The sequence below is a fragment of the Streptomyces sp. CNH189 genome, from assembly GCF_000527195.1.
Genome location: NZ_AZUS01000001.1, coordinates 537,947 through 558,554 on the forward strand (window position 1 = coordinate 537,947; position 20,608 = coordinate 558,554).

Genomic DNA, 20,608 nt, shown 5'->3' on the forward strand with positions numbered 1-20,608 from the left:
CGTCTCGACCTGTCGTTCTGAAGCATTATCAGGAGAGCCACGGGCGCTGATCCTCCGTTCGGCGCCCGGCGCCCGCTCTCTGCCCGGACGTCCCCCGGGTTGTACGGCGGACCTGCCCTTTGAGGCAGTTCCGCCCGCCCCCGCGGCGTCGCGGAGCGAGGGGCCCCCGTTCGGCGGCCCCTCGCCCGGCCCCCCAGAAAGGGCGCCACCCCCGCCCGGCGCGCACGATGCGAAGAGGCCCGCCGACCGGCGTGCCTCCGGCCGCGCACTCGGGAGGAACTGCCGTGACCGCCAGTCTGGAGCAGCTGCGCCGCTGCCACTTCGGCGTCGACCTGGGGGCGGCTCGCACCCGGGTCTACGTCAAGGGCGCCGGCCTCGTCGTCGACCAGCCGTCCGTCGCCGCCGTCAACACCCGTACCGGAGCGCTGATCGCCGTCGGCGAGTTCGCGGAGAAGATGACCGGGCGCACCCCGGACTACATCCGCGTCGTGCGGCCCGTGACCGGAGGCACCGTCGTCGACATCGAGATGGCGCAGCGGATGCTGCGTCAGCTCATCGGCGACCGCACCCGCCGCGCGCTGCGCCGCAAGCCACGGCTGCGGGCCGCCGCCTGCACCCCGCACGACGCGGACCCGCTCGCCCAGCGCGCCGCGATCGAGACGCTGGTGGGGCTGGGCGCCCGCCGGGTGGAGCTGGTGGACACGCTGATCGCGGCGGCCGTGGGGTGCGGGCTGCCCGTGGAGCGGCCCGAGGCGACCATGATCATGGTGTGCGGTGCGGCGGCCACGCAGGTGGCCGTGCTGTCCCTCGGTTCGATCGTGCGGGCGGAGCGGATCCCGGTGGGCGGCGAGGCGGTGGACGCGGCGATCGTGCAGCACCTGCGCCACCAGCACGAGCTGATGCTCCCGAGCCAGTCCGTACGTCCGCTGCAGCTCGCGCTGGAGGGGAACGGGCTGACCCCGCAGGGTCCGGAGGTCACGGAGATCCACGGCCGGGACGTCGCCACCGGCCTCGCCCGCTCGGTGAAGGTGGACACGGCGGCGGTGCGGCGGGCCATCCAGACGCCGCTCACCGCCGTCCTCGACGGCATCGGCAAGGTGCTGCGGGGCTGCCCGCCCGACCTGGTCGCCGACCTCGCCGACCGCGGCATCATGATGGTCGGCGGCAGCGCCCTGCTGCCGGGCCTGGACCAGATGCTGCGTCAGGCGACCGGCATGCCGGTGCACATCGCGGAACGGCCGGAGCTGTGTGCGGTGGAGGGTCTGGGCGCGATGCTGGAGGGCCGCATCGCCCCCATGGTCCTCGACCCCCTGGGCGCCTGACCCACCCCCGACGGTGCCGGACCGCCCGGACGACTGACGTCGCTTCGGGGCGCCGCCCGGGTGAGGCGACTGGCCTCCCTAGGGGGCGCTGCCCCGGCGGGCGACTGGCCCCCGCCACAGGGGCGCCGCCCGGGTGAGGGTGCTGACGACGCCGGCGGCACCGGCGCGGCCAGGCGCCGGCGAACCCGCCGGGCCCCTGTGGGGCGCCCGGTGAAGTGGCGCCCGCCCGGCCCGTCACCCTCCCGGCAAGGCTGAACCCACCGGCGTCCGACACCCACCCGCAGTGCCACGGCCCCTGACGGCCCCTTACGGACCCGAACCGTCCGGCCCTCTGACACCGCCCCGACAGCCCAGGACCAGCCGGACTCTGACGACACCCCCACGCTGCCGAACCAACCGGGCGCCCGGCACCGCCCCGGCCCCGGACCTTCCGGACCCTGACACCGCCCCCGTGGCCCCCGGACCCGCCGCGCCCCCCGACGACACCCTCACCGCGCCGAACCAACCGGGCGCCCGGCACCGCCTCGACCGCCCCGACGGCCCCGGACCATCCGGGCCCCGGCGCCGCCCCGACGGCCCCGGGCCGGCCGGACCTCCGCCCCCCGGCCGTGCCGGACCGGCCGGCCCTCTGCACCGCCCCGTGGGTCACGGCACGGCCCCGGCGGGGCTGAACCCACCGGTGTCCGCACCCGCCCCCGTCGCGCGGCGGATCCGTGTGACACCCCCGCCGGCCTGCCCGCATCCATGCGGGCAGGCCCTCGTACGTTCCAGGCCATTCCGGGGCACGGTGTGTACCACCGCTCAAGGTGGGCAGGCGATCCGCAGCGCAGCAAGGCCGTGCGCAGCCTCTCGTGCGGGTACCGGCGGCGGCCGGGGCCGCCGGGACGGGCGGCCCGCCACGAGTACCGAGAGGGCGGTGACATGACTTCCGCGGCGTCGTTCCCCCCGGGAAGGCAGGACACCTTGGTCATAGCCGGTCGCATGGACGCGGACCGCGCGCTGCTCACCCCGCGCGGGGAGCTGGTCCGCGGCTGCGCCCAGATGCTGGCCGAGAAGCTGGCCGAGCTGCCCGCCGGTACCGCCCGGGTGGACCTGGACATGAGCGGCGTGCACTTCATGGACACCGCGGGCCTCGAGTTCCTCGAGGTGCTGCGCGACCACGCCCGCAGGCAGCGCATGCCCGTCACGACGACCCGCTGGAGCGGTCAGCCGCGCCGCATCCTGGAGCTGGCCGGGCTGGACACCACGGACCCGCTGCGCTCCCCGGCCCCCGCAGTGGGGATGTCGTCGGTCGCCTCGGCGGTGGCGCTGGAGCGGCAGGAGCGGCTGCACCTGCTGCAGGAGGAGGTCGAGCAGCTGCGGCAGGCCATCGCCTCCCGCCCGGTCATCGACCAGGCCCGCGGCATCCTGATGGCGACGTACGGCTGCTCCTCGGACGAGGCCTGGCACATCCTGCGGGACGCGTCCCAGCTGTCGAACACCAAGCTCCGGGCGGTCGCCGAGTCGCTCACGGCATCCGCGGCGGCGGAGGGCATCGCCCCGCCCCCGGAGGTGCGCACCGCGCTGGCCCGGGCGCTCGAGCGGCGCTCGACGCGGTGACTCCGCCCCGTGCGGGGTACTCGCCGGGAACGGGCCCGCGCGAAGGAGGCAGCATGACCGAACACACTCCGTCCCAGGCCGAGGGCGACCGGGACGACAGCGAATGGACCATCCCCGACGTCGTGCACACGACGCCCTCCCAGGCGGAGGGTGAACGCGATCCGGCGGACGCCCCGACGGAGGCCGACGACAACGCCGTAAGGGGGCGGACCGGGGCCGGCTGACCCCGGCTCGGGAGGCGACGGTTCCGTGGAACCGGGCGTGGTGGGGCGGGTGGGACTCGAACCCACGGCCGACGGATTATGAGTCCGCTGCTCTAACCGGCTGAGCTACCGCCCCATAGCGGCGTGTCGCGTACACGTGTGCGCGCCGTCTGCCGCAGCATAGCCGCTCATACGATCTCCTGCTTCGGATGGTCGCCTGCGTACGGCCCTGTTGACCATGAAGACTGCGCCGCGTCGCGCACGGTTCCACGGCACATGAAAAAGGACCCCTACGGGGTCCTCGTTCACCATGCTCCCCCGACTGGACTCGAACCAGTAACCTGCCGGTTAACAGCCGGCTGCTCTGCCAATTGAGCTACGGAGGACCGAGCTCCCCCGACTGGACTCGAACCAGTAACCTGCCGGTTAACAGCCGGCTGCTCTGCCAATTGAGCTACGGAGGAATGCCTCGTTCTGCATCGAACGCACCCGCCTGGGTATTCGCCAGAGGGCGCGCGCTCGCTGCGACACATACATTAGCGCAAGCAGGGGGGTGCTCCGCCAATCGGTACTCCCCGGCCCGTCGCCGCGCCGGAGACCCACGCAACTGCAACAACGGGAAGGGTGGCCGCCATGCGTTACCGGCTCACGTTCGTCGCCGGAGTCGTCCTTGGTTACGTGCTGGGCACGAAAGCCGGGCGGGAGCGCTACGAACAGATGAAGAGGTCCGCGCTGCAGCTGGCGCAGAACCCCGCTGTCCGCAACACCGCCGAGTCCGCGGCCCAGCAGAGCCGCGAGTTCGCCGACAAGGCGTACCACGTGATGAGCGACAAGGTCGGCGACCGCGTGCCCGACTCGGTCACCCAGCGCGTGCACGCCCTGCGCGAGCGCAGCACCCACGGCCCGGCCGAGGACGACTGGGGCACGAGCAACACCTGAGAACCACGCACCTGTCCCCATGCGGCAAAATCGCCGTATGGGGATAGTCGCCGGGTTGGACAGTGCGCCCGATTTCACTCGCATCGTCGTCTGTGACGCGGACACCGGAGCCGTGGTCAGGCAGGGGTACGCCCCGCATCCGGTGCAGGGTCCCGACGGCGGCCGCAGCTCGGACGTCGACCCGCAGGCCTGGCTGCTGTCACTCGGCGAGGCCGCGGGCGGCGGGCTGCTGGAGGGCGTGCAGGCCATCGGCGTGTCCGCGCAGGCCGGCGCCCTGGTGCCGCTGGACGCGCAGGGCAACACCGTGCGCCCGGCGATGACCGGCGGCGACAAGCGCGCGCAGGTCGCGGCGGCCGATCTGGTCGACGCGTTCGGCGGGCGCGGGGCGTGGGCGCAGGCCGTGGGCTGTGTGCCGGCCGCCGCGCAGCCGGTGACCAAGCTGCGCTGGATGGCCCGCAGCGAACCGGAGAACGCGGCCCGCACCGCCGTGCTGCTGCAGGCCCACGACTGGCTCGTGTGGCAGCTGCTGGGCCGGCCGGTGCGCCGCACCACCGACCGGGGCGGCGCCTCCGGCACCGGCTACTGGGCGGCGGCCACCGGCAACTACCGGCCCGACCTGGTGGAGCTGGCGCTCGGGCACCAGGTGATGCTGCCCGAGGTGATCGGCCCCGCGGACGCGGCCGGCACCACGCCCGAGGGGCTGCTGATCTCCGCCGGTACGGCCGACACGATGGCGGCGGCGTTCGGGCTCGGGATCGGGCTCGGCGACGCGGTGGTGTCGCTGGGCGCGTCCGGCTCGGTGATGGCCGTGCACCCCGAGCCGCTCGTCGACCACAGCGGCATGATCACCTCGCTGGCCGACGCGACCGGCATGCATCTGCCGGTGGTCACCACGCTGAACGCGGTCCGGGCGCTGCGCGGCACCGCGGAACTGCTCGGGCTGCCGGACCTGGAGAGCCTGTCCGACCTGGCGATGAAGTCGACACCGGGGTCGCACGGTCTGGTGCTGCTGCCGTACCTGGAGGGCGAGCGCACCCCGAACCTGCCGCACACCGCCGGGACTCTGGCGGGGCTGCGGCGCGAGTCGATGAAGCCGGAGCACCTGGCGCGGGCGGCGTTCGAGGGGATGCTGTGCGGGCTCGCCGACGCCCTGGACGTGCTGCGCGGCCGGGGCGTGGAGGTGCGCCGGGTGTTCCTGCTCGGTCCGACGGCCGAACTGCCCGCCGTGCAGGCGGCGGCGCCGGCGCTGTTCGGGGCGCAGGTGGTCGTGCCGCAGCCCGCGGACTACGCGGCGACGGGCGCGGCCCGGCAGGCGGCGTGGGCGCTCGGCGTGTCGCAGGGCACGCTCGACCCGCGCACCCCGCCGGTGTGGCCGGGTCCGGTGGCGCAGGTGCTGGACCCGGGCGAGGAACTGGCGGTGGGTCAGGCGGTGCGCCAGCAGTACGTCGCGGTGCGGGAGCAGACGCATCCGGGAGCGTTCCGGCCGTAGGCGGCAGCCGGAAGCGTTCCGGCCGCAGGCGGCAGCCGGGGGCGTTCCGGCCGCAGGCCGCGTCCGGGGGCGACGCGCGCGGGCCCGTAAATGGGTTGAGGTAACGCGGGTGGAGTGTTCGACGATAGGGGCCACGGGCAACCGAATGGCCCCGCCGACCACTCCGAGAGATGCAGCGTGCTCATACGACTTCTTCGTGACCGTCTACGGCCCTACAAAAGACCCCTGGCCCTCCTGGTGGCCCTGCAGTTCCTCCAGACCTGCGCCACCCTCTACCTGCCCACGCTGAACGCGGACATCATCGACAACGGTGTCGTCCGGGGTGACACCGGTTACATCCTGGGCTACGGCGGCCTGATGATCGGCATCTCGCTGGCGCAGGTCGTCTGCAACGTGGGGGCCGTGTACTACGGGGCCCGGACGGCGGCGGCCCTGGGGCGGGACGTGCGCGCCGCCGTGTTCGACCGGGTGCAGTCCTTCTCCGCCCGTGAGGTGGGCCACTTCGGCGCCCCGTCCCTGATCACGCGGACGACGAACGACGTCCAGCAGATCCAGATGCTGACCCTGATGACGTTCACCCTCATGGTGTCGGCGCCGATCATGTGCGTGGGCGGTGTGGTGCTGGCGCTCGGGCTGGACGTCCCGCTGTCCGGGGTGCTGGTCGCGGTGGTGCCGGTGCTGGGCATCTGCGTGACGCTGATCGTGCGCCGGCTGCGGCCGCTGTTCCGCACCATGCAGGAGCGGCTCGACACGGTGAACCGGGTGCTGCGCGAGCAGATCACCGGCAACCGGGTCATCCGGGCGTTCGTGCGGGACACCTACGAGCAGCGGCGATTCGCGGGGTCCAACACCGAGCTGACCGATGTGTCGCTGCGCACCGGCAACCTGCTCGCGCTGATGTTCCCCGTGGTCATGACGGTGGTGAACCTGTCGTCGATCGCGGTCGTGTGGTTCGGCGCGCACCGCATCGACAGCGGCGGGATGCAGATCGGCGACCTGACGGCGTTCCTCGCCTATCTGATGCAGATCGTCATGTCCGTGATGATGGCCACCTTCATGTTCATGATGGTGCCGCGCGCCGAGGTGTGCGCCGAGCGCGTCCAGGAGGTGCTGGACACCTCCTCCAGCGTGGTGCCGCCCTCCGCGCCGGTCACCGAGCTGCGCCGGCACGGTCATCTGGAGATCCGGGGCGCGGGCTTCCGCTACCCGGGGGCCGAGGAGCCGGTGCTGCGGGCGGTCGATCTGGTGGCGCGGCCCGGTGAGGTCACCGCCGTGATCGGCTCCACCGGCAGCGGAAAGTCGACGCTGCTGGGGCTGGTCCCGCGGCTGTTCGACGCGACCGACGGGGAGGTGCTGGTCGACGGGGTGCCGGTGGCGGACGTCGACCCGGCGCTGCTCGCGCGGACCGTCGGGCTGGTACCGCAGAAGCCGTATCTCTTCGCTGGCACGGTGGCGACCAATCTGCGCTACGGCAATCCGGACGCCACCGACGAGGAGCTGTGGCACGCCCTGGAGGTGGCGCAGGGCAAGGACTTCGTGGAGCGGCTGGAGGGCGGGCTCGACGCGCCGATCGCACAGGGCGGGACGAACGTCTCCGGCGGTCAGCGCCAGCGCCTGGCGATCGCCCGGACGCTGGTGCAGCGCCCGGAGATCTACCTCTTCGACGACTCCTTCTCCGCGCTCGACTACGCCACCGACGCGGCCCTGCGCGCGGCGCTCGCGCGGGAGACGGCCGAGGCGACGGTGGTGATCGTCGCCCAGCGGGTGTCGACCATCCGTGACGCCGACCGGATCGTGGTCCTGGACGAGGGCCGGGTGGTCGGCACCGGCCGGCACCGCGAACTGATGGCGGACAACGAGACCTACCGGGAGATCGTGCTCTCCCAGCTGACGGAAGCGGAGGCGGCCTGATGGCGGGGCCTGGGGGCCGGATGACGGCCGGGGGCGCACCCGGTCAGCGGTCGATCGACTTCAAGGGTTCGAGCAAACGGCTGCTCGCCAGGTTCGGGCCGGAGCGCCTGACGATCTACGGGCTGCTGGCCTGTGTCGTGCTGAGCGTCGGACTGAGCGTGATCGGGCCGAAGATCCTCGGCCGGGCGACCGACCTGGTGTTCGCGGGCATCGTCGGCCGGGACATGCCGGACGGCGCGACCAAGGAGCAGGTGCTGGAGTCGATGCGGGAGCGGGGCGACGACCAGGTCGCCGACATGCTCCGCTCCACCGACTTCACGCCGGGTCAGGGCATCGACTTCACCGCGGTGGGACACGTCCTGCTGTTCGCGCTGGCGGTGTTCGGGGCGGCCGGCCTGCTGATGGCGGTGGCGACCCGGCTGGTGAACCGGGCGGTCAACCGCACCATGTTCCGGATGCGCGAGGACGTGCAGACGAAGCTGTCGCGGCTGCCGCTGTCATACTTCGACAAGCGGCAGCGCGGTGAGGTGCTGAGCCGCGCCACCAACGACATCGACAACATCGGGCAGACGCTCCAGCAGTCGATGGGCCAGCTGATCAACTCGCTGCTCACCATCATCGGCGTGCTGGTGATGATGTTCTACGTCTCCTGGATCCTGGCGCTCGTCGCCCTGGTGACGGTGCCGCTGTCGTTCGTCGTCGCGACACGGGTCGGCAAGCGGTCGCAGCCGCACTTCGTGCAGCAGTGGCGCTCCACCGGAACGCTCAACGCGCACGTCGAGGAGATGTACACCGGGCACGCGCTGGTGAAGGTGTTCGGGCGGCAGGAGGAGTCGGCGCGGAAGTTCGCCGAGGAGAACGACGCGCTGTACGAGGCCGGGTTCAAGGCGCAGTTCAACAGCGGTGTGATGCAGCCGCTGATGATGTTCGTGTCGAACCTCAACTACGTGCTGGTCGCGGTCGTCGGCGGTCTGCGGGTCGCTTCCGGGTCGCTGTCCATCGGGGACGTGCAGGCGTTCATCCAGTACTCGCGGCAGTTCTCGATGCCGCTGACGCAGGTCGCGTCGATGGCGAACCTGGTGCAGTCGGGCGTGGCCTCCGCCGAGCGGGTCTTCGAGGTGCTCGACGCCGAGGAGCAGCAGGCCGACCCGTCGCCCGCCGAGCGGCCGGAGCGGCTGCGCGGGCGGGTGGAGCTGGAGCACGTGTCGTTCCGCTACGACCCGGAGAAGCCGCTGATCGAGGACCTGTCGCTGACGGTCGAGCCGGGCCGCACGGTCGCCATCGTCGGCCCGACGGGTGCCGGCAAGACCACGCTGGTCAACCTGCTGATGAGGTTCTACGAGGTGTCCGGCGGCCGGATCACGCTGGACGGCGTGGACGTCGCGCGGATGACGCGGGACGACCTGCGGGCCGGGATCGGCATGGTGTTGCAGGACACCTGGCTGTTCGGCGGCACCATCGCGGAGAACATCGCCTACGGCGCGTCCCGCGAGGTCACCCGGGAGGAGATCGAGGAGGCGGCCCGCGCGGCGCACGCCGACCGGTTCGTCCGCACCCTGCCCGACGGGTACGACACCGTGATCGACGACGAGGGCAGCGGGGTCAGCGCGGGTGAGAAGCAGCTCATCACCATCGCCCGGGCGTTCCTCTCGGACCCGGTGATCCTGGTGCTGGACGAGGCGACGAGCTCCGTGGACACGCGCACCGAGGTGCTGATCCAGAAGGCGATGGCCCGGCTCGCGCACGGCCGCACGTCGTTCGTCATCGCGCACCGCCTCTCCACGATCCGCGACGCGGACACCATCCTGGTGATGGAGAACGGCGCGATCGTCGAACAGGGGGCGCACGAGAAGCTGCTGGCGGCGGACGGCGCGTACGCCCGCCTGTACAAGGCGCAGTTCGCGCAGGCGGTCGCCGAGGTGGACTGAGGCCGTGGGGTGCCGGAGGGGCGAGGGCCGGCTCGGCCCCTCCGGCATCCCGCCGGCTAGTCGAGGTAGCCGCGCAGCTGGTCGGCGTAGGCGTGGTCGCGGAGCTTGTTGAGCGTCTTGGACTCGATCTGCCGTATGCGCTCGCGGGTCACGCCGAAGATGCGGCCGATCTCCTCCAGGGTGCGGGGCCGGCCGTCGACCAGCCCGTAGCGCAGCTGCACCACCTTGCGCTCGCGCTCCCCCAGCGTGGACAGCACCGCCTCCAGGTGCTGCCGCAGCAGCAGGAACGCCGCCGACTCCACGGGGCTTGCGGCGTCGCCGTCCTCGATGAGGTCGCCGAGCGCGACGTCGTCCTCCTCGCCCACGGGCGCGTGCAGCGACACCGGTTCCTGGGCCAGCCGCAGCACCTCGCCGACCCGCTCGGGCGGCAGGTCCAGGTGGGCGGCGACCTCCTGCGGGGTCGGCTCGTAGCCGCGCTCCTGGAGCATCCGCCGCTGGACGCGGACCACGCGGTTGATCAGCTCCACCACGTGCACCGGCACGCGGATGGTGCGTGCCTGGTCGGCGAGCGCCCGGGACATGGCCTGGCGGATCCACCAGGTGGCGTACGTGGAGAACTTGAAGCCGCGCGCGTAGTCGAACTTCTCGACGGCGCGGATCAGGCCGAGGTTGCCCTCCTGGACCAGGTCGAGCATGGTCAGCCCGCGGCCCACGTACCGCTTGGCCACGGACACCACGAGCCGCAGGTTCGCCTCGATCAGCCGGCGCTTGGCCATGCGGCCCAGGACGACGAGCCGGTCCAGGTCGTGGGCGAGCCGGCTGTCCAGGTCGGGGGTGAGGCGCAGCTTCTCCTCGGCGAACAGGCCGGCCTCGACCCGGCGGGCGAGGTCCACCTCCTCGGCGGCGGTGAGCAGGGGGATGCGGCCGATCTCCCGCAGGTACTGGCGGAACAGGTCGGCGGAGGGGCCGCCGGTCTCGGGCCGGACGCGTGAGAGGTCGACCGGCTCGACGGCCACGTCGCCGGGCTCCTCCGCCGGCTCGGCCGGCTCGGCCGGCTCCGGGGCCCGCGCCGGCGGCTCCGGACCGGTGGCGGGGTGCTGCGCGACACGGCTCTGCGCGGGCATCGCCACCAGCAGATCCGCGTCGGGCGCCGCGCCGGCGGCGTCGGTGTCGGTCTGGGTGAGGGTCTGGGTCTGCACGGGGGCGACCTCCAGGATGATCGCTGCCGGGGGGTGGGGCAGCGGTACTTCAGGGGCGGAGTCGACGGCCTCGCCGCTGTCCGTCCCGTACGCGATGAGCGGAACAGCGGGGGTGTGCGACCCGTCACCGACGGGCCGGCCGCGCTCCGAGGACTCAGGCACCGCCCCCAGTGTGGGGTACGACACATCGTCCCCACGAGGGGCGTGCGTCGACTTTTTGCGTCCGCTCCGTCACCGTCCGATCACCCGCCGCACAAACCCGGAGGCCGGAAGCGCGGGCGATCCGGCACCGTCCGCGGGCGTCCACCGCCCTGTACGAAACCCATGTGACGGTCGGCTGTTCCGGTTCCGGGGAGTACGAGCGCCTGCGCCTCCGGTCCGCCGTGGCCGGCAGCCGTCGGGTACCCCCGGTTCGCGGGGGCCGGGGACGACTTCGGGAGGCGGCTGGTGCGGGCGGTGTCGGGGGCGTTCCCCGAGGGGTGGGACCGCCTGGGGCTACAGGGCTGCCGCGCCGTGTTCGCGCAGGGCCTGGTCGTACTGCTGGAGGACCCACAACTCGTTCTGTACGGCGGACAGTTCGGCCTGGTCGGCGTGGTTCGACAGGCGGGCCAGCTTGCCGTTGACCTCGCGGACGCGGCGCTCGACGGCCCGGCGCCGCACCCGGACCAGCACCTCGCCCGCGTACACCTCGTCGACCGCCCGGCGCATGATCGCCTCGACGGCCAGCTCGGTGACCATGGCGCGGACGGTGTCGTCGGGGGCCGCGTCGCGCACCCGGATCAGGTACTCCTGCGGGTCCTGGACGCCGTACTCGGCGCCGCCCGCGTCCAGGATCGCCTGGCGCACGGCCGCGTACGGCGGAGCGGTGAACTCGTCGACGCCGTACGCGTCGAAGGCCGGGGAGACCAGCTCCGGGCGCTGCAGGGCGAGCTTGAGCAGCTCGCGCTCGGTGGCGAAGACCGGGTTGCGGAGGTTCAGGGCGGGGCCGCGTGGGGCGGAGGGGGCGGCGTACTGCTGGGGGGCGCCGCCTCCGGGCCGGCCGCGCTCCGGCGCCGGACCCTTGCCGCCGCGGTCGCGGGCCCAGCGGGCGAGCTGGGCGACCCGCTTGACGACGAACTGGGTGTCCAGGATGCCGAGCATCCCGGCAAGCTGGACGGCGACCTCGTGCTGCGCGCCGCTGTTCTTGATGCGGGCGACGATCGGGGCGGCCTCGTCGAGGGCGCCGGCCCGGCCCGCCGGGGTGTCCAGGTCGTAGCGGCGGACGATCTGACGCAGGGCGAACTCGAACAGCGGGGTGCGCGGCTCCACCAGGTCGGCGACGGCCTCGTCGCCCTTGGCCAGGCGCAGGTCGCAGGGGTCCATGCCGTCGGGGGCGACGGCGATGTACGTCTCGGCGGCGAACTTCTGGTCGTCCTCGAAGGCGCGCAGGGCGGCTTTCTGCCCGGCCGCGTCGCCGTCGAAGGTGAAGATCACGCGGGCCGAGCCGTTGTCCATGAGCAGGCGCCGGAGGATCTTGATGTGGTCGCCGCCGAAGGCGGTGCCGCAGGTGGCGATGGCGGTGGTGACACCGGCGAGGTGGCAGGCCATGACGTCGGTGTAGCCCTCGACGACGACCGCGCGGGAGGACTTCGCGATGTCCTTCTTCGCCAGGTCGATGCCGTAGAGGACCTGGGACTTCCGGTAGATCGCCGTGTCGGGGGTGTTGAGGTACTTGGGGCCGTTGTCCGCCTCGTAGAGCTTGCGGGCGCCGAAGCCCACGACGTCCCCGCCGATGTCGCGGATGGGCCACATCAGCCGGCCGCGGAAGCGGTCGATGGGTCCGCGGCGGCCCTCCTGGGCGAGTCCGGAGAGCACCAGCTCCTTGTCGCTGAAGCCCTTGCCGCGCAGGAAGCGGGTGAGGTGGTCCCAGCCCTGGGGGCTGTAGCCGACGCCGAAGTGGAGGGCTGCGGCCTGGTCGAAGCCACGGTCGGCGAGGAAGACCCGGCCGGTGTCGGCCTCGGGGGAGGTCGCGAGCTGTTCCGCGTACCACTCGGCGGCCAGCTTGTGCGCCTCGACCAGGCGGATCCGCTCACCGCGCTGGTGGGTGGGGTTGTACCCGCCCTCCTCGTAGCGCAGGGTGATGCCGGCCTGTCCGGCCAGCCGCTCGACCGCCTCCGAGAAGGAGAGGTGGTCGATCTTCATCACGAACGTGATGGTGTCGCCACCCTCCTGGCAGCCGAAGCAGTGGAAGAGTCCCTTGCTCGGGCTGACCTGGAAGGACGGCGACTTCTCGTCGTGGAACGGACACAGGCCCTTGAGGTTCCCGCCGCCCGCGTTGCGCAGCTGGAGGTACTCGGACACCACGGCGTCGATCGGGACCGCGTCCCGTACCGCCTTCACGTCCTCGTCATTGATCCGTCCTGCCACGCGTAGATTCTACGGGTGCGCCATGACATCCCCGGAGCGTGGAGCCACCGGGGATGGCCCGGCACTGTGACATACGCGGCACCGGCGAGGCGTGACGACGGGGGCGTGACCTCGTGGGCGTGCGCTCACGGAGGGCGTGCCCTCACACCTCCGTCGCCCAGACGTGCTCGTACCAGTCGCTGCCGCCGTTCGCCGGGTCGTGGTCCGGGTCGTGCCTCCACTCGCTCCGGTCGACCTTGAAGTTCGCGCCCGGCATGAGCAGGACCTCCGCCTCGGTGCCCTGGTACTGGTGGAAGGGGTCGATGTCGCGGCCGTACTTCCCGGTGAGCGTCAGCTCCAGGAGGATGCGGTGCGTCCTGGTGCCGGAGACCCGCTGGCCGCGCATGAAGCCCATGGCCACGTCCGGCTGCCTGCTGGTGCTGTCGAAGGAGCTGGTGAAGACGGAGCCGGGCCGGTAGTTCAGCGCTGCCTGCTTGCCGAGCCGGTGGACCGACTCGTCCCCGCCGAGGTTCCAGTCGCCGCGGAAGACGGTGCCGGTGACGGGAGGCAGCCGGTTCAGCGCCTCCATCGTCATGTCGGCGTGCATCTTGAGCTCCTCGAAGAGCACGGGGGCGAGGACCTCGATCCGCGCGTCGATGACGTCCGTCGCCGCCTTCTTCGCCACCGGGTCCGAGCCCCGGGCGGCCGCGAGCTGCGGCCCGATCACCGGATCCTCGTCGAGGGTGGGCACCCACTCCTGGTCAGGGCCGTCGTTCCGGGCGGCCCAGCGCAGCTGTCCCTTGATCTGCCGCAGGGAGACGGCCTCGGCGCCCGCCGTCGCCACGCCGGCGGTGCCGTACGGGGCGTACCCCTCGGGCAGCATCCGGCTGCGCACCACCGAGTTGATCATCTGGTGCGCCCCGCCGGTGTACGCCATCAGCGCGGTCGCGTGAGCGGGCTTGAAGTTCTTCGCGACGGCCTCGGTGGAGGCGCCGTCGTTGTCCGCCTTCCACTGGGCGATCCGCGGGGTGGGCGCGGTGTCGCCCGCCACGAACTCGTCGTACTTGCCCTTGACGTCACCGGCCGCCGTCTGTCCCGGTTCCATGAACCCGCTCGTCGCGGGATCCTGCGTACGCGGCTTGTTCGCCTCGGCGAGGTACATCAGCTCGTGCGGGAACTGTCCGTCGACGCAGACGTGCTGCCGCAGCTCCTCCTCCGAGAAGGGCGCGATGTTCTGGTACATCAGTGCCGCGCCCTTGCCCGCCCGGGCCGCGGACTCGCCCGGCCCCTTGACCCCGGCCGCCCAGGAACCGCGCAGGATCTCGTAGAGCGAGTGGTCCCAGGACGGGAGCATCCAGCCCATCACGGCCATCCGGTAGTCGAAGACGTCCACCCCGGGGACGTTGATCCACTGGAAGGTCTTGAGCATCCGGGTCGTGGTCCCGGACATGCCGGCGACGGTGGGAATGCCCCGCGCGGCATTCTGCTGGGGCCAGGACTCGTTCTGCTGGATCTCCCAGTAGGCGGTGCCCTCGTCCCAGGGCAGCTTGTCGTCCGGACCGGGCTTGCCGGCGAACGCCAGCTCGCGCGCGCTGAGCGGGGCGCCGCGGTCCGCGTAGTCGCGGGGTGTCTTGCGCTTGGCTTCCTTGTCCGCCTGGCTCCGCGGCTTGCGCGGCCCCTGGCTGTTGATCATCTCGCGGGTGTCGCCGGCGAACGTCTCCGGCTCCGACTGCCACAGCAGGTTGCCCAGCGCGTACGGGTCCTTCTCGTAGTTGTAGCCCTTGCCCACGAGGTTCGCCGCGGCCCACATGGCAGGCCGGGACCAGCCGTTGAGGAACGCGGAGTGCTTCTTCAGCTCCTCCTCGTTCATGCCGAGGGTCGACGCGAGCCGCGGCTTGGGCCCGATGATGCCTTCGAGGACGTGCTTGAGGGAGAGCTGCGCGCCCTTGTTGTAGTAGGCGGCGTTGTAGACGGCCGTGACCAGTTCCCGGACGTTGCCGTCCCGGGCGAAGAACTCCTTGATCTGTTCGGTGGCCATCCCCTCGCCCACCTGGCCCGCGCTCGTCCTGTCGTCCTTGAAGAACGACTTGTTGGCGAGCGCCGGGTCCTTGCGTTCCGCGTGGGCGTAGGCGATGAGCAGCTGCTTGAGCCGGTTCACGGTCCTGCGCGCCGCGTCGAGCGCCTTGGGGTGCCCGAAGGAGTACGCGCCCAGCCGCTTCTCGAACTCCTCGGCCGCCTCCTGCCAGCCCGTCCTCGTGTAGTACTGGCCGTGGTCGAAGGGCGCCTCGCCACCGCCGGCCCGCTGTACGGCGACCTCCCCGCCGGTGCGGGCGGGGGCGGCCGCCGTCCGCTGCACGGGTTCGGCCCCGGCGGGCGCTGCCCCTGCGGGCGCGGGGCCGGCGGGCACGGGGCCGGCCAGGGCACGGCGGGCGTTCTCCTCCGCCGCGCGCTCGAAGCGGTCGGAGGGGTCGGAGACGCTGAGCCCGGAGCCGTTGTCGGTGCCGGCGACCGGCCCCTGCCGCTGCTGGACGACGTGCGTCAGCTCATGGGCCAGGGTGTGCCGGTCGGCGCCGCCGGCACCGATGACGACATGGTTGCCGGAGGTGTAGGCGCGGGCCCCGACCTCGGCCGCCGAGCGCTGGGCGGCCGTCCCGGTGTGCATCCGTACGTCGGAGAAGTCGGCGCCCAGCCGCGCCTCCATCTCGGCGCGGACCGCCCCGTCCAGCGGCTGGCCGGCGGAGCGCAGCACGTCCGGCACGGACGACCGCTGCACCGGCGCGGACTCCTCGTGGCCGCAGGCGGGGCCGTCCGCGTGGCGCTGCACGGGAGTGGGGTCGCCGTGGCCGCGGGCGGGGCCGTGCGGGTGGGGCCCGGCCCCCCGCTGCCGTTCCAGCGCCTGGACGACGGCGCCGTTGCCGGCCGCGCGCTGCAACGCCAGCAGCCGCCTCGCGGCGGCCGGGGCGCCGGATCCCGCCGGTCCGGCGGTGTCGGCCGTGCGGGTGGCAGCAGGAGCGGTCCGGGCGGGACGGGCGGCGGTGTCCTGCTGGTCCTGTGAACGCATGCTGCGATCATCGGCCGTCCCGCCCCGGGACTCCAGGCTTTCCGTCCCCCATTCACTTGCCTGTTGGGGCACTTGCGCTGCACCGGAACAGCGGCCGGCGCCCCGGGCGGTCGTGGAGCCCTTACGCGGCCAGGCTCTCCAACGGCACGTGCGGGTCGGCCAGCGCCTCCGTGTCCACCGCCTCCCGGGACCGGATCAGCCGCTGGATCGGATCGGTGACGTCCCACACGTTCACGTTCATCCCGGCCAGCACGCGCCCCTCGCGCACCCAGAACGCGATGAACTCCCGCTTCCCCGCGTCGCCCCGGATCACCACCTGGTCGTAGGACCCGGGCGGCGCCCAGCCCGAGTACTCCATGCCCAGGTCGTACTGATCGGTGAAGAAGTACGGGACGCGGTCGTAGCTCTCGTCCCGGCCGAGCATGGCGCGGGCCGCGGCCGGGCCGCCGTTCAGCGCGTTGGCCCAGTGCTCCACCCGCAGACGGGTGTCGAACAGGGCGTGCGGGAAGGACGCGACGTCTCCGGCCGCGAAGATGTCCGGGTCGGACGTGCGCAGCCGCTCGTCGACGAGGACACCGCCGCCGGACGCGGGGTCGGCGAGCTCCAGGCCCGCTGCCTCGGCGAGGGAGATCCGCGGGGCGGCGCCGATCGCCGCGAGGACGGCGTGCGCCGGGTGCTCCTCGCCGTCGTCGGTACGGGCGGCGAGGACCATGCCGTCCTGGCCGGTGATCTCGGTGAGCGTGGCACCGAAGTGGAAGCGCACGCCGTGGTCGCGGTGCAGCTCGGCGAAGAGCTGCCCGAGTTCGGGCCCGAGCACCGAGTGCAGCGGGGTCTGTCCCCGGTGGACGACGGTGACCTCCGCGCCGTAGCCGCGGGCCGCCGCCGCGATCTCCAGGCCGATCCAGCCCGCTCCGGCGATCACCAGATGGCCGTTGTCCCTGCCGAGGGAGGTGAGCACGCCCTTGAGGCGCTCGGAGTGGGCGAGGCGGCGCAGATGGTGCACGCCCGCGAGGTCGGTACCCGGGATGTCCAGCCGGCGGGGTTCCGCGCCGGTGGCGAGCAGCAGCTTGTCGTAGCGGACGGTGGTGCCGTCCTCGCCGAAGCGGACGGTCTTCGCGGCGCGGTCGATCGCGGCGACGGTCGCCCCCAGGTGGAGCTCGACGTCGTGCTGCGCGTACCAGGCGGGTTCGTGGACGAAGACGCTGTCGCGCCCGGCCTTGCCCAGGAGGTAGCCCTTGGACAGCGGCGGACGCTCGTAGGGGTGGTCGTGCTCGTCGCAGATCAGTATCACGCGGCCGGTGAAGCCCTCCGCTCTCAGCGTCTCGGCCGCCTTCGCGCCGGCCAGGCCGCCTCCCACGATGACGAATGTCTGATCCGCGTCGACCACGTGATGCCTCCTTCGAGCGTTGCGCCACCAGCGAGCCTCCCGCACCCGGGGGGCTGCGGGAAGAGGGAGTGACCCGATCAGGCCACCTCCGTCACGTCCGGCCGGTGAGCCGGGCGTGCAGCGAACGGGCCGAGGCGTCCGTCAAGGACGCGATCTGGTCGACGACCACGCGCTTGCGGGCCCGGTCGTCGAGGGCCCGGTCGAACAGGCTGCGGAACTGCGGGTCCAGGCCGTCGGGGGCGCGGGCGGTGAGCGCCTCGGCCAGCTCCATGACGACGACCCGCTGGTCGGCGCGGAGCCGCTCCTGTTCGGCGCGCTGCATGACGTACCGGTCGGCGACCGCCTTGAGGACCGCGCACTCCATGCGCGTGGAGCGCGGTACGACCAGCTCCGCCCCGTACCGGGTGAGGCGGCCGCCGCCCCAGGCCTGCCGGGTGGCGCTCTCGGCGGCGAGGCAGAAGCGGCCGATGAGCTGGCTGGTGGCGTCCTTCAGGCGGGCCTGGGCGACGGCGGTGCCGTCGTAGCCGTGCGGCCACCACTCCTGGGCGAGCAGCCGGTCGAGCGCCTCGGCCAGCTCGGCGGTGTCGGTGTCCGCCGGGACGTACCGGCCGACGGCGACCGCGAAGACGGCCTCCCGCTCCGGGTCGGCGTGCAGGCAGTTGGGGTCGATGTGGCCCGCGTGCAGGCCGTCCTCCACGTCGTGGACCGAGTAGGCGACGTCGTCGGCCCAGTCCATGACCTGCGCCTCGAAGCAGGTGCGGGTGCCGGGGGCGTCCTTGCGGAGCCACTCGAAGACCGGCCGGTCGTCGTCGTAGACGCCGAACTTCACCGACGCCGGGTCGGTGGGGTGGGCGCCGCGCGGCCAGGGGTACTTGGTGGCCGCGTCGAGGGCGGCCCGGGTGAGGTTGAGGCCGACGGAGCCCTCGGGGGTGAACCGCTTGGGTTCGATGCGGGTGAGCAGCCGCAGCGACTGGGCGTTGCCCTCGAAGCCGCCGCAGTCCTCGGCGAACTCGTTCAGCGCCTGCTCGCCGTTGTGGCCGAACGGCGGGTGGCCGAGGTCGTGGGAGAGGCAGGCGGCCTCCACCAGGTCGGGGTCGCAGCCGAGGGCGGCGCCCAGTTCCCGGCCGACCTGGGCGCATTCGAGGGAGTGGGTGAGGCGGGTGCGGGGGCTGGCGTCCCACACCTGGCTCTGCTCGCCCGGAGTGACGACCTGGGTCTTGCCGGCGAGGCGGCGCAGCGCCCCGGAGTGCAGCACCCGGGCCCGGTCGCGCTGGAAGGCGGTGCGGCCCGGCCGCTTGTCGGGCTCGGCGGCCCAGCGCTCGACGGCCGACGGGTCGTATCCGGCGGGCGGGACGTGGTTCGCGGGCGGGGCGGACGTGTCGGACGTGATGCCTTCCATGACCCGACAGTAGCCCCGGCCGGTGACATCACGGACACCGGTGGTCGTGTCACGCCGGGGCGAGGGCGGTGACCCCGGTGACCGGGGCGGCGGTCCGCAGTGCCTGGTCGTAGCGGTGGAGGAGCAGGCGGGCCATCGCGGGGTGGGTGCCCAGGGGGGCGGAGACGGTGCCGGGCGCGGCCGCCGCGCACTCGGTGGCGAAGCGGCCGGGGGCGGTGAAGCAGGACGCGACGGCGACCCGGGTACGGCCGCGGGCGGCGAGGGCGCGGACCGCGTCGGGCACGGTGGGGTCGGCGGCGGAGGCGTAGGCGGGGACGACGAGGACGCCGAGCCGGGCGGCGAGCAGGGCGGCGATGCGTTCGGTGTCGGCGCGGGAGGCGGGGGCGCGGGACCCGGCGGCGGCGAGCACCACGGCGCTCACGCGGCGGCTCTCCGCGTCCCGGGGAGCCTGCCAGCCCGCCTCGGTGAGCCGGGCGTGCAGGGCGTCCACGAGCAGCGGGTGCGGGCCGATCGGGTCGGCGACGCGGGTGGGCAGCGGTGCCGCCGCGGCGGCGTCGGGGATGTCCCGGGTGACGTGGTGGCCGCGGCCGAACAGCAGCGGGACGAGGACGGCGGAGGTGGTGCCGCTCGCGCCCAACTCGTCGAGGGTGCCGGGGAGCAGGGGGGCGTTCAGCTCGATGTGGCCGAGGTGCACGGGCAGGCCGGGGCGCAGCGCGCGGACCCGCTCCAGCAGCCGTCGCACGGTGACCAGGGCGCGCGGGTCGCGGCTGCCGTGGGCCACCACGACGAGGGCGGGGGGCGGTGCGGCCGGGCGGGGCCGGGCGCCGGGATGCATCGGATACGCCGTCATGCAGCGAGCGTGACCGTACGAGGTTGCCCTGCCGTTGCGCGGGGGTCACGCGTGTTTTCGGGGCGTTCACGCGGGGGCGGGGGGCGGTGTGAGGCGGCGGGTTTCCGTCTCCCGGCATCGTGAGGCCGGTCACAGGGTGCGAACCACCGGCCCCGGCACGGCGTCCTACCGGGTCCAGGACCGACCCGGGGGAGGCCGTCCGTATGCGCCGTTTCGCGTTCCACCGTCCGCGGCTGCCGCGCACCCGAGCGGGACGGCGACGGCTGGTGCGGGCCGTGGTGGCGGTGTGCGTGCTGGCGCTGCTGCCGGCGACCTGGCTGCGGCTGAGCACCGGCGACCGGCTGCGCACCACCGCCGACGTGCCGCGCACCGAGGTGGCCGTGGTGTTCGGCGCGGGGCTGTGGGAGGGGGAGCCGTCGCCGTACCTCGCGCACCGGCTGGACGCGGCGGCGGAGCTGTACCGCGTGGGGCGGATCGAGGTGGTGCTGGTCACCGGCGACAACAGCCGGGAGGACTACGACGAGCCGGACGCGATGCGCGCCTATCTGACCCGGCACGGGGTGCCCGACGCGCGGATCGTCAGCGACTACGCGGGCTTCGACACCTGGGACTCCTGCGTCCGCGCCCGGAAGATCTTCGGCGTGGACCGGGCGGTGCTGATCAGCCAGGGCTTCCACATCCGGCGGGCGGTGGCCCTGTGCGAGGCGGCCGGCGTCGAGTCGTACGGGGTCGGCGTGGACGACCGGCACGACGTCACCTGGTACTACGGCGGCGCCCGCGAGGTCCTGGCGGCGGGCAAGGCGGCCCTGGACGCGGTCTTCCGCCCGGACCCCCACTTCCTCGGCCCCGAGGAGCCGGGGGTGCGGAGGGCGCTGGCGGACGCCGAGGGTCCCGGCACGCCGGGCTGAGGGGCGCGCCCGGTACTCGACGAGTCCT

14 protein-coding genes and 3 tRNA genes are annotated in these 20,608 nt (G+C 73.2%); 8 read left to right on the forward strand and 9 right to left on the reverse strand.

The window, feature by feature from the left end; translation table 11 throughout:
* Window positions 1-284: 284 nt before the first annotated feature.
* The 3 genes from B100_RS0102405 to B100_RS37165 all read left to right on the forward strand — a co-directional run bounded on the left by B100_RS0102405 (window position 285) and on the right by B100_RS37165 (window position 3,145).
* Window positions 285-1,322 (forward strand): rod shape-determining protein, encoded by a 1,038-nt coding sequence (locus B100_RS0102405; RefSeq protein ID WP_024882882.1) that lies wholly within the window; start codon window positions 285-287, stop codon window positions 1,320-1,322.
* Window positions 1,323-2,303: 981 nt separating this feature from the next.
* Window positions 2,304-2,921: an ANTAR domain-containing protein gene (locus B100_RS0102410; RefSeq protein ID WP_037722367.1), complete on the forward strand. Its 618-nt coding sequence runs from the start codon at window positions 2,304-2,306 to the stop codon at window positions 2,919-2,921.
* A gap of 53 nt (window positions 2,922-2,974) precedes the next feature.
* On the forward strand, window positions 2,975-3,145 hold the full coding sequence (locus B100_RS37165) for a hypothetical protein (RefSeq protein WP_167534608.1): 171 nt from the start codon (window positions 2,975-2,977) through the stop codon (window positions 3,143-3,145).
* A gap of 38 nt (window positions 3,146-3,183) precedes the next feature.
* Here the strand turns inward: B100_RS37165 and B100_RS0102420 are convergent.
* The 3 genes from B100_RS0102420 to B100_RS0102430 form a co-directional block, all read right to left on the reverse strand.
* Window positions 3,184-3,260: transfer RNA gene (locus B100_RS0102420), tRNA-Ile, on the reverse strand.
* A gap of 177 nt (window positions 3,261-3,437) precedes the next feature.
* Window positions 3,438-3,510: transfer RNA gene (locus B100_RS0102425), tRNA-Asn, on the reverse strand.
* Between the two features lie 5 nt (window positions 3,511-3,515).
* A tRNA-Asn gene (locus B100_RS0102430) sits at window positions 3,516-3,588 on the reverse strand.
* A 169-nt stretch (window positions 3,589-3,757) separates the two neighbouring features.
* Between B100_RS0102430 and B100_RS0102435 the strand changes: the two genes are divergently transcribed.
* The 4 genes from B100_RS0102435 to B100_RS0102450 all read left to right on the forward strand — a co-directional run bounded on the left by B100_RS0102435 (window position 3,758) and on the right by B100_RS0102450 (window position 9,391).
* The gene (locus tag B100_RS0102435) at window positions 3,758-4,063 is read left to right on the forward strand and encodes a hypothetical protein (protein WP_024882884.1); all 306 of its coding nucleotides are present in this window, start codon (window positions 3,758-3,760) and stop codon (window positions 4,061-4,063) included.
* A gap of 37 nt (window positions 4,064-4,100) precedes the next feature.
* Window positions 4,101-5,552 (forward strand): FGGY family carbohydrate kinase, encoded by a 1,452-nt coding sequence (locus tag B100_RS0102440; RefSeq protein ID WP_037722368.1) that lies wholly within the window; start codon window positions 4,101-4,103, stop codon window positions 5,550-5,552.
* A gap of 177 nt (window positions 5,553-5,729) precedes the next feature.
* A complete protein-coding gene (locus B100_RS0102445) occupies window positions 5,730-7,463 on the forward strand; it encodes an ABC transporter ATP-binding protein (RefSeq protein ID WP_024882886.1) in 1,734 nt (577 codons plus the stop codon).
* Window positions 7,463-9,391 (forward strand): ABC transporter ATP-binding protein, encoded by a 1,929-nt coding sequence (locus tag B100_RS0102450; protein WP_024882887.1) that lies wholly within the window; start codon window positions 7,463-7,465, stop codon window positions 9,389-9,391. The genes B100_RS0102445 and B100_RS0102450 overlap by 1 nt, the downstream gene beginning before the upstream one ends.
* Window positions 9,392-9,447: 56 nt before the next feature.
* On the opposite strand, the gene B100_RS0102455 is transcribed toward B100_RS0102450, so the two are convergent.
* From B100_RS0102455 to B100_RS0102480, 6 genes are all read right to left on the reverse strand, one after another.
* Complete coding sequence (locus tag B100_RS0102455) at window positions 9,448-10,752, reverse strand: RNA polymerase sigma factor (protein WP_024882888.1); 1,305 nt, start codon at window positions 10,750-10,752, stop codon at window positions 9,448-9,450.
* 333 nt (window positions 10,753-11,085) lie between these two features.
* Window positions 11,086-12,996, reverse strand: a complete 1,911-nt coding sequence (dnaG, locus tag B100_RS0102460) for a DNA primase (RefSeq protein WP_024882889.1) — start codon at window positions 12,994-12,996, stop codon at window positions 11,086-11,088.
* Between the two features lie 142 nt (window positions 12,997-13,138).
* Window positions 13,139-16,036: an eCIS core domain-containing protein gene (locus B100_RS0102465; RefSeq protein ID WP_024882890.1), complete on the reverse strand. Its 2,898-nt coding sequence runs from the start codon at window positions 16,034-16,036 to the stop codon at window positions 13,139-13,141.
* A 121-nt stretch (window positions 16,037-16,157) separates the two neighbouring features.
* Entirely contained in the window at window positions 16,158-17,423 is a 1,266-nt protein-coding gene (locus B100_RS0102470) for an FAD-dependent oxidoreductase (protein ID WP_024882891.1), read from the reverse strand.
* A 91-nt stretch (window positions 17,424-17,514) separates the two neighbouring features.
* Window positions 17,515-18,822 carry a deoxyguanosinetriphosphate triphosphohydrolase gene (locus B100_RS0102475; RefSeq protein WP_024882892.1) on the reverse strand — a complete coding sequence of 436 codons (1,308 nt, stop codon included), beginning with the start codon at window positions 18,820-18,822 and terminating at the stop codon, window positions 17,515-17,517.
* A gap of 49 nt (window positions 18,823-18,871) precedes the next feature.
* Window positions 18,872-19,672 carry a sirohydrochlorin chelatase gene (locus tag B100_RS0102480; RefSeq protein WP_024882893.1) on the reverse strand — a complete coding sequence of 267 codons (801 nt, stop codon included), beginning with the start codon at window positions 19,670-19,672 and terminating at the stop codon, window positions 18,872-18,874.
* A gap of 203 nt (window positions 19,673-19,875) precedes the next feature.
* Here B100_RS0102480 and B100_RS0102485 point away from each other — a divergent pair, with 203 nt between their 5' ends.
* Window positions 19,876-20,580, forward strand: coding sequence for an ElyC/SanA/YdcF family protein (locus B100_RS0102485; protein WP_024882894.1), 705 nt, complete (start codon window positions 19,876-19,878; stop codon window positions 20,578-20,580).
* The last annotated feature ends 28 nt before the right edge of the window (window positions 20,581-20,608 follow it).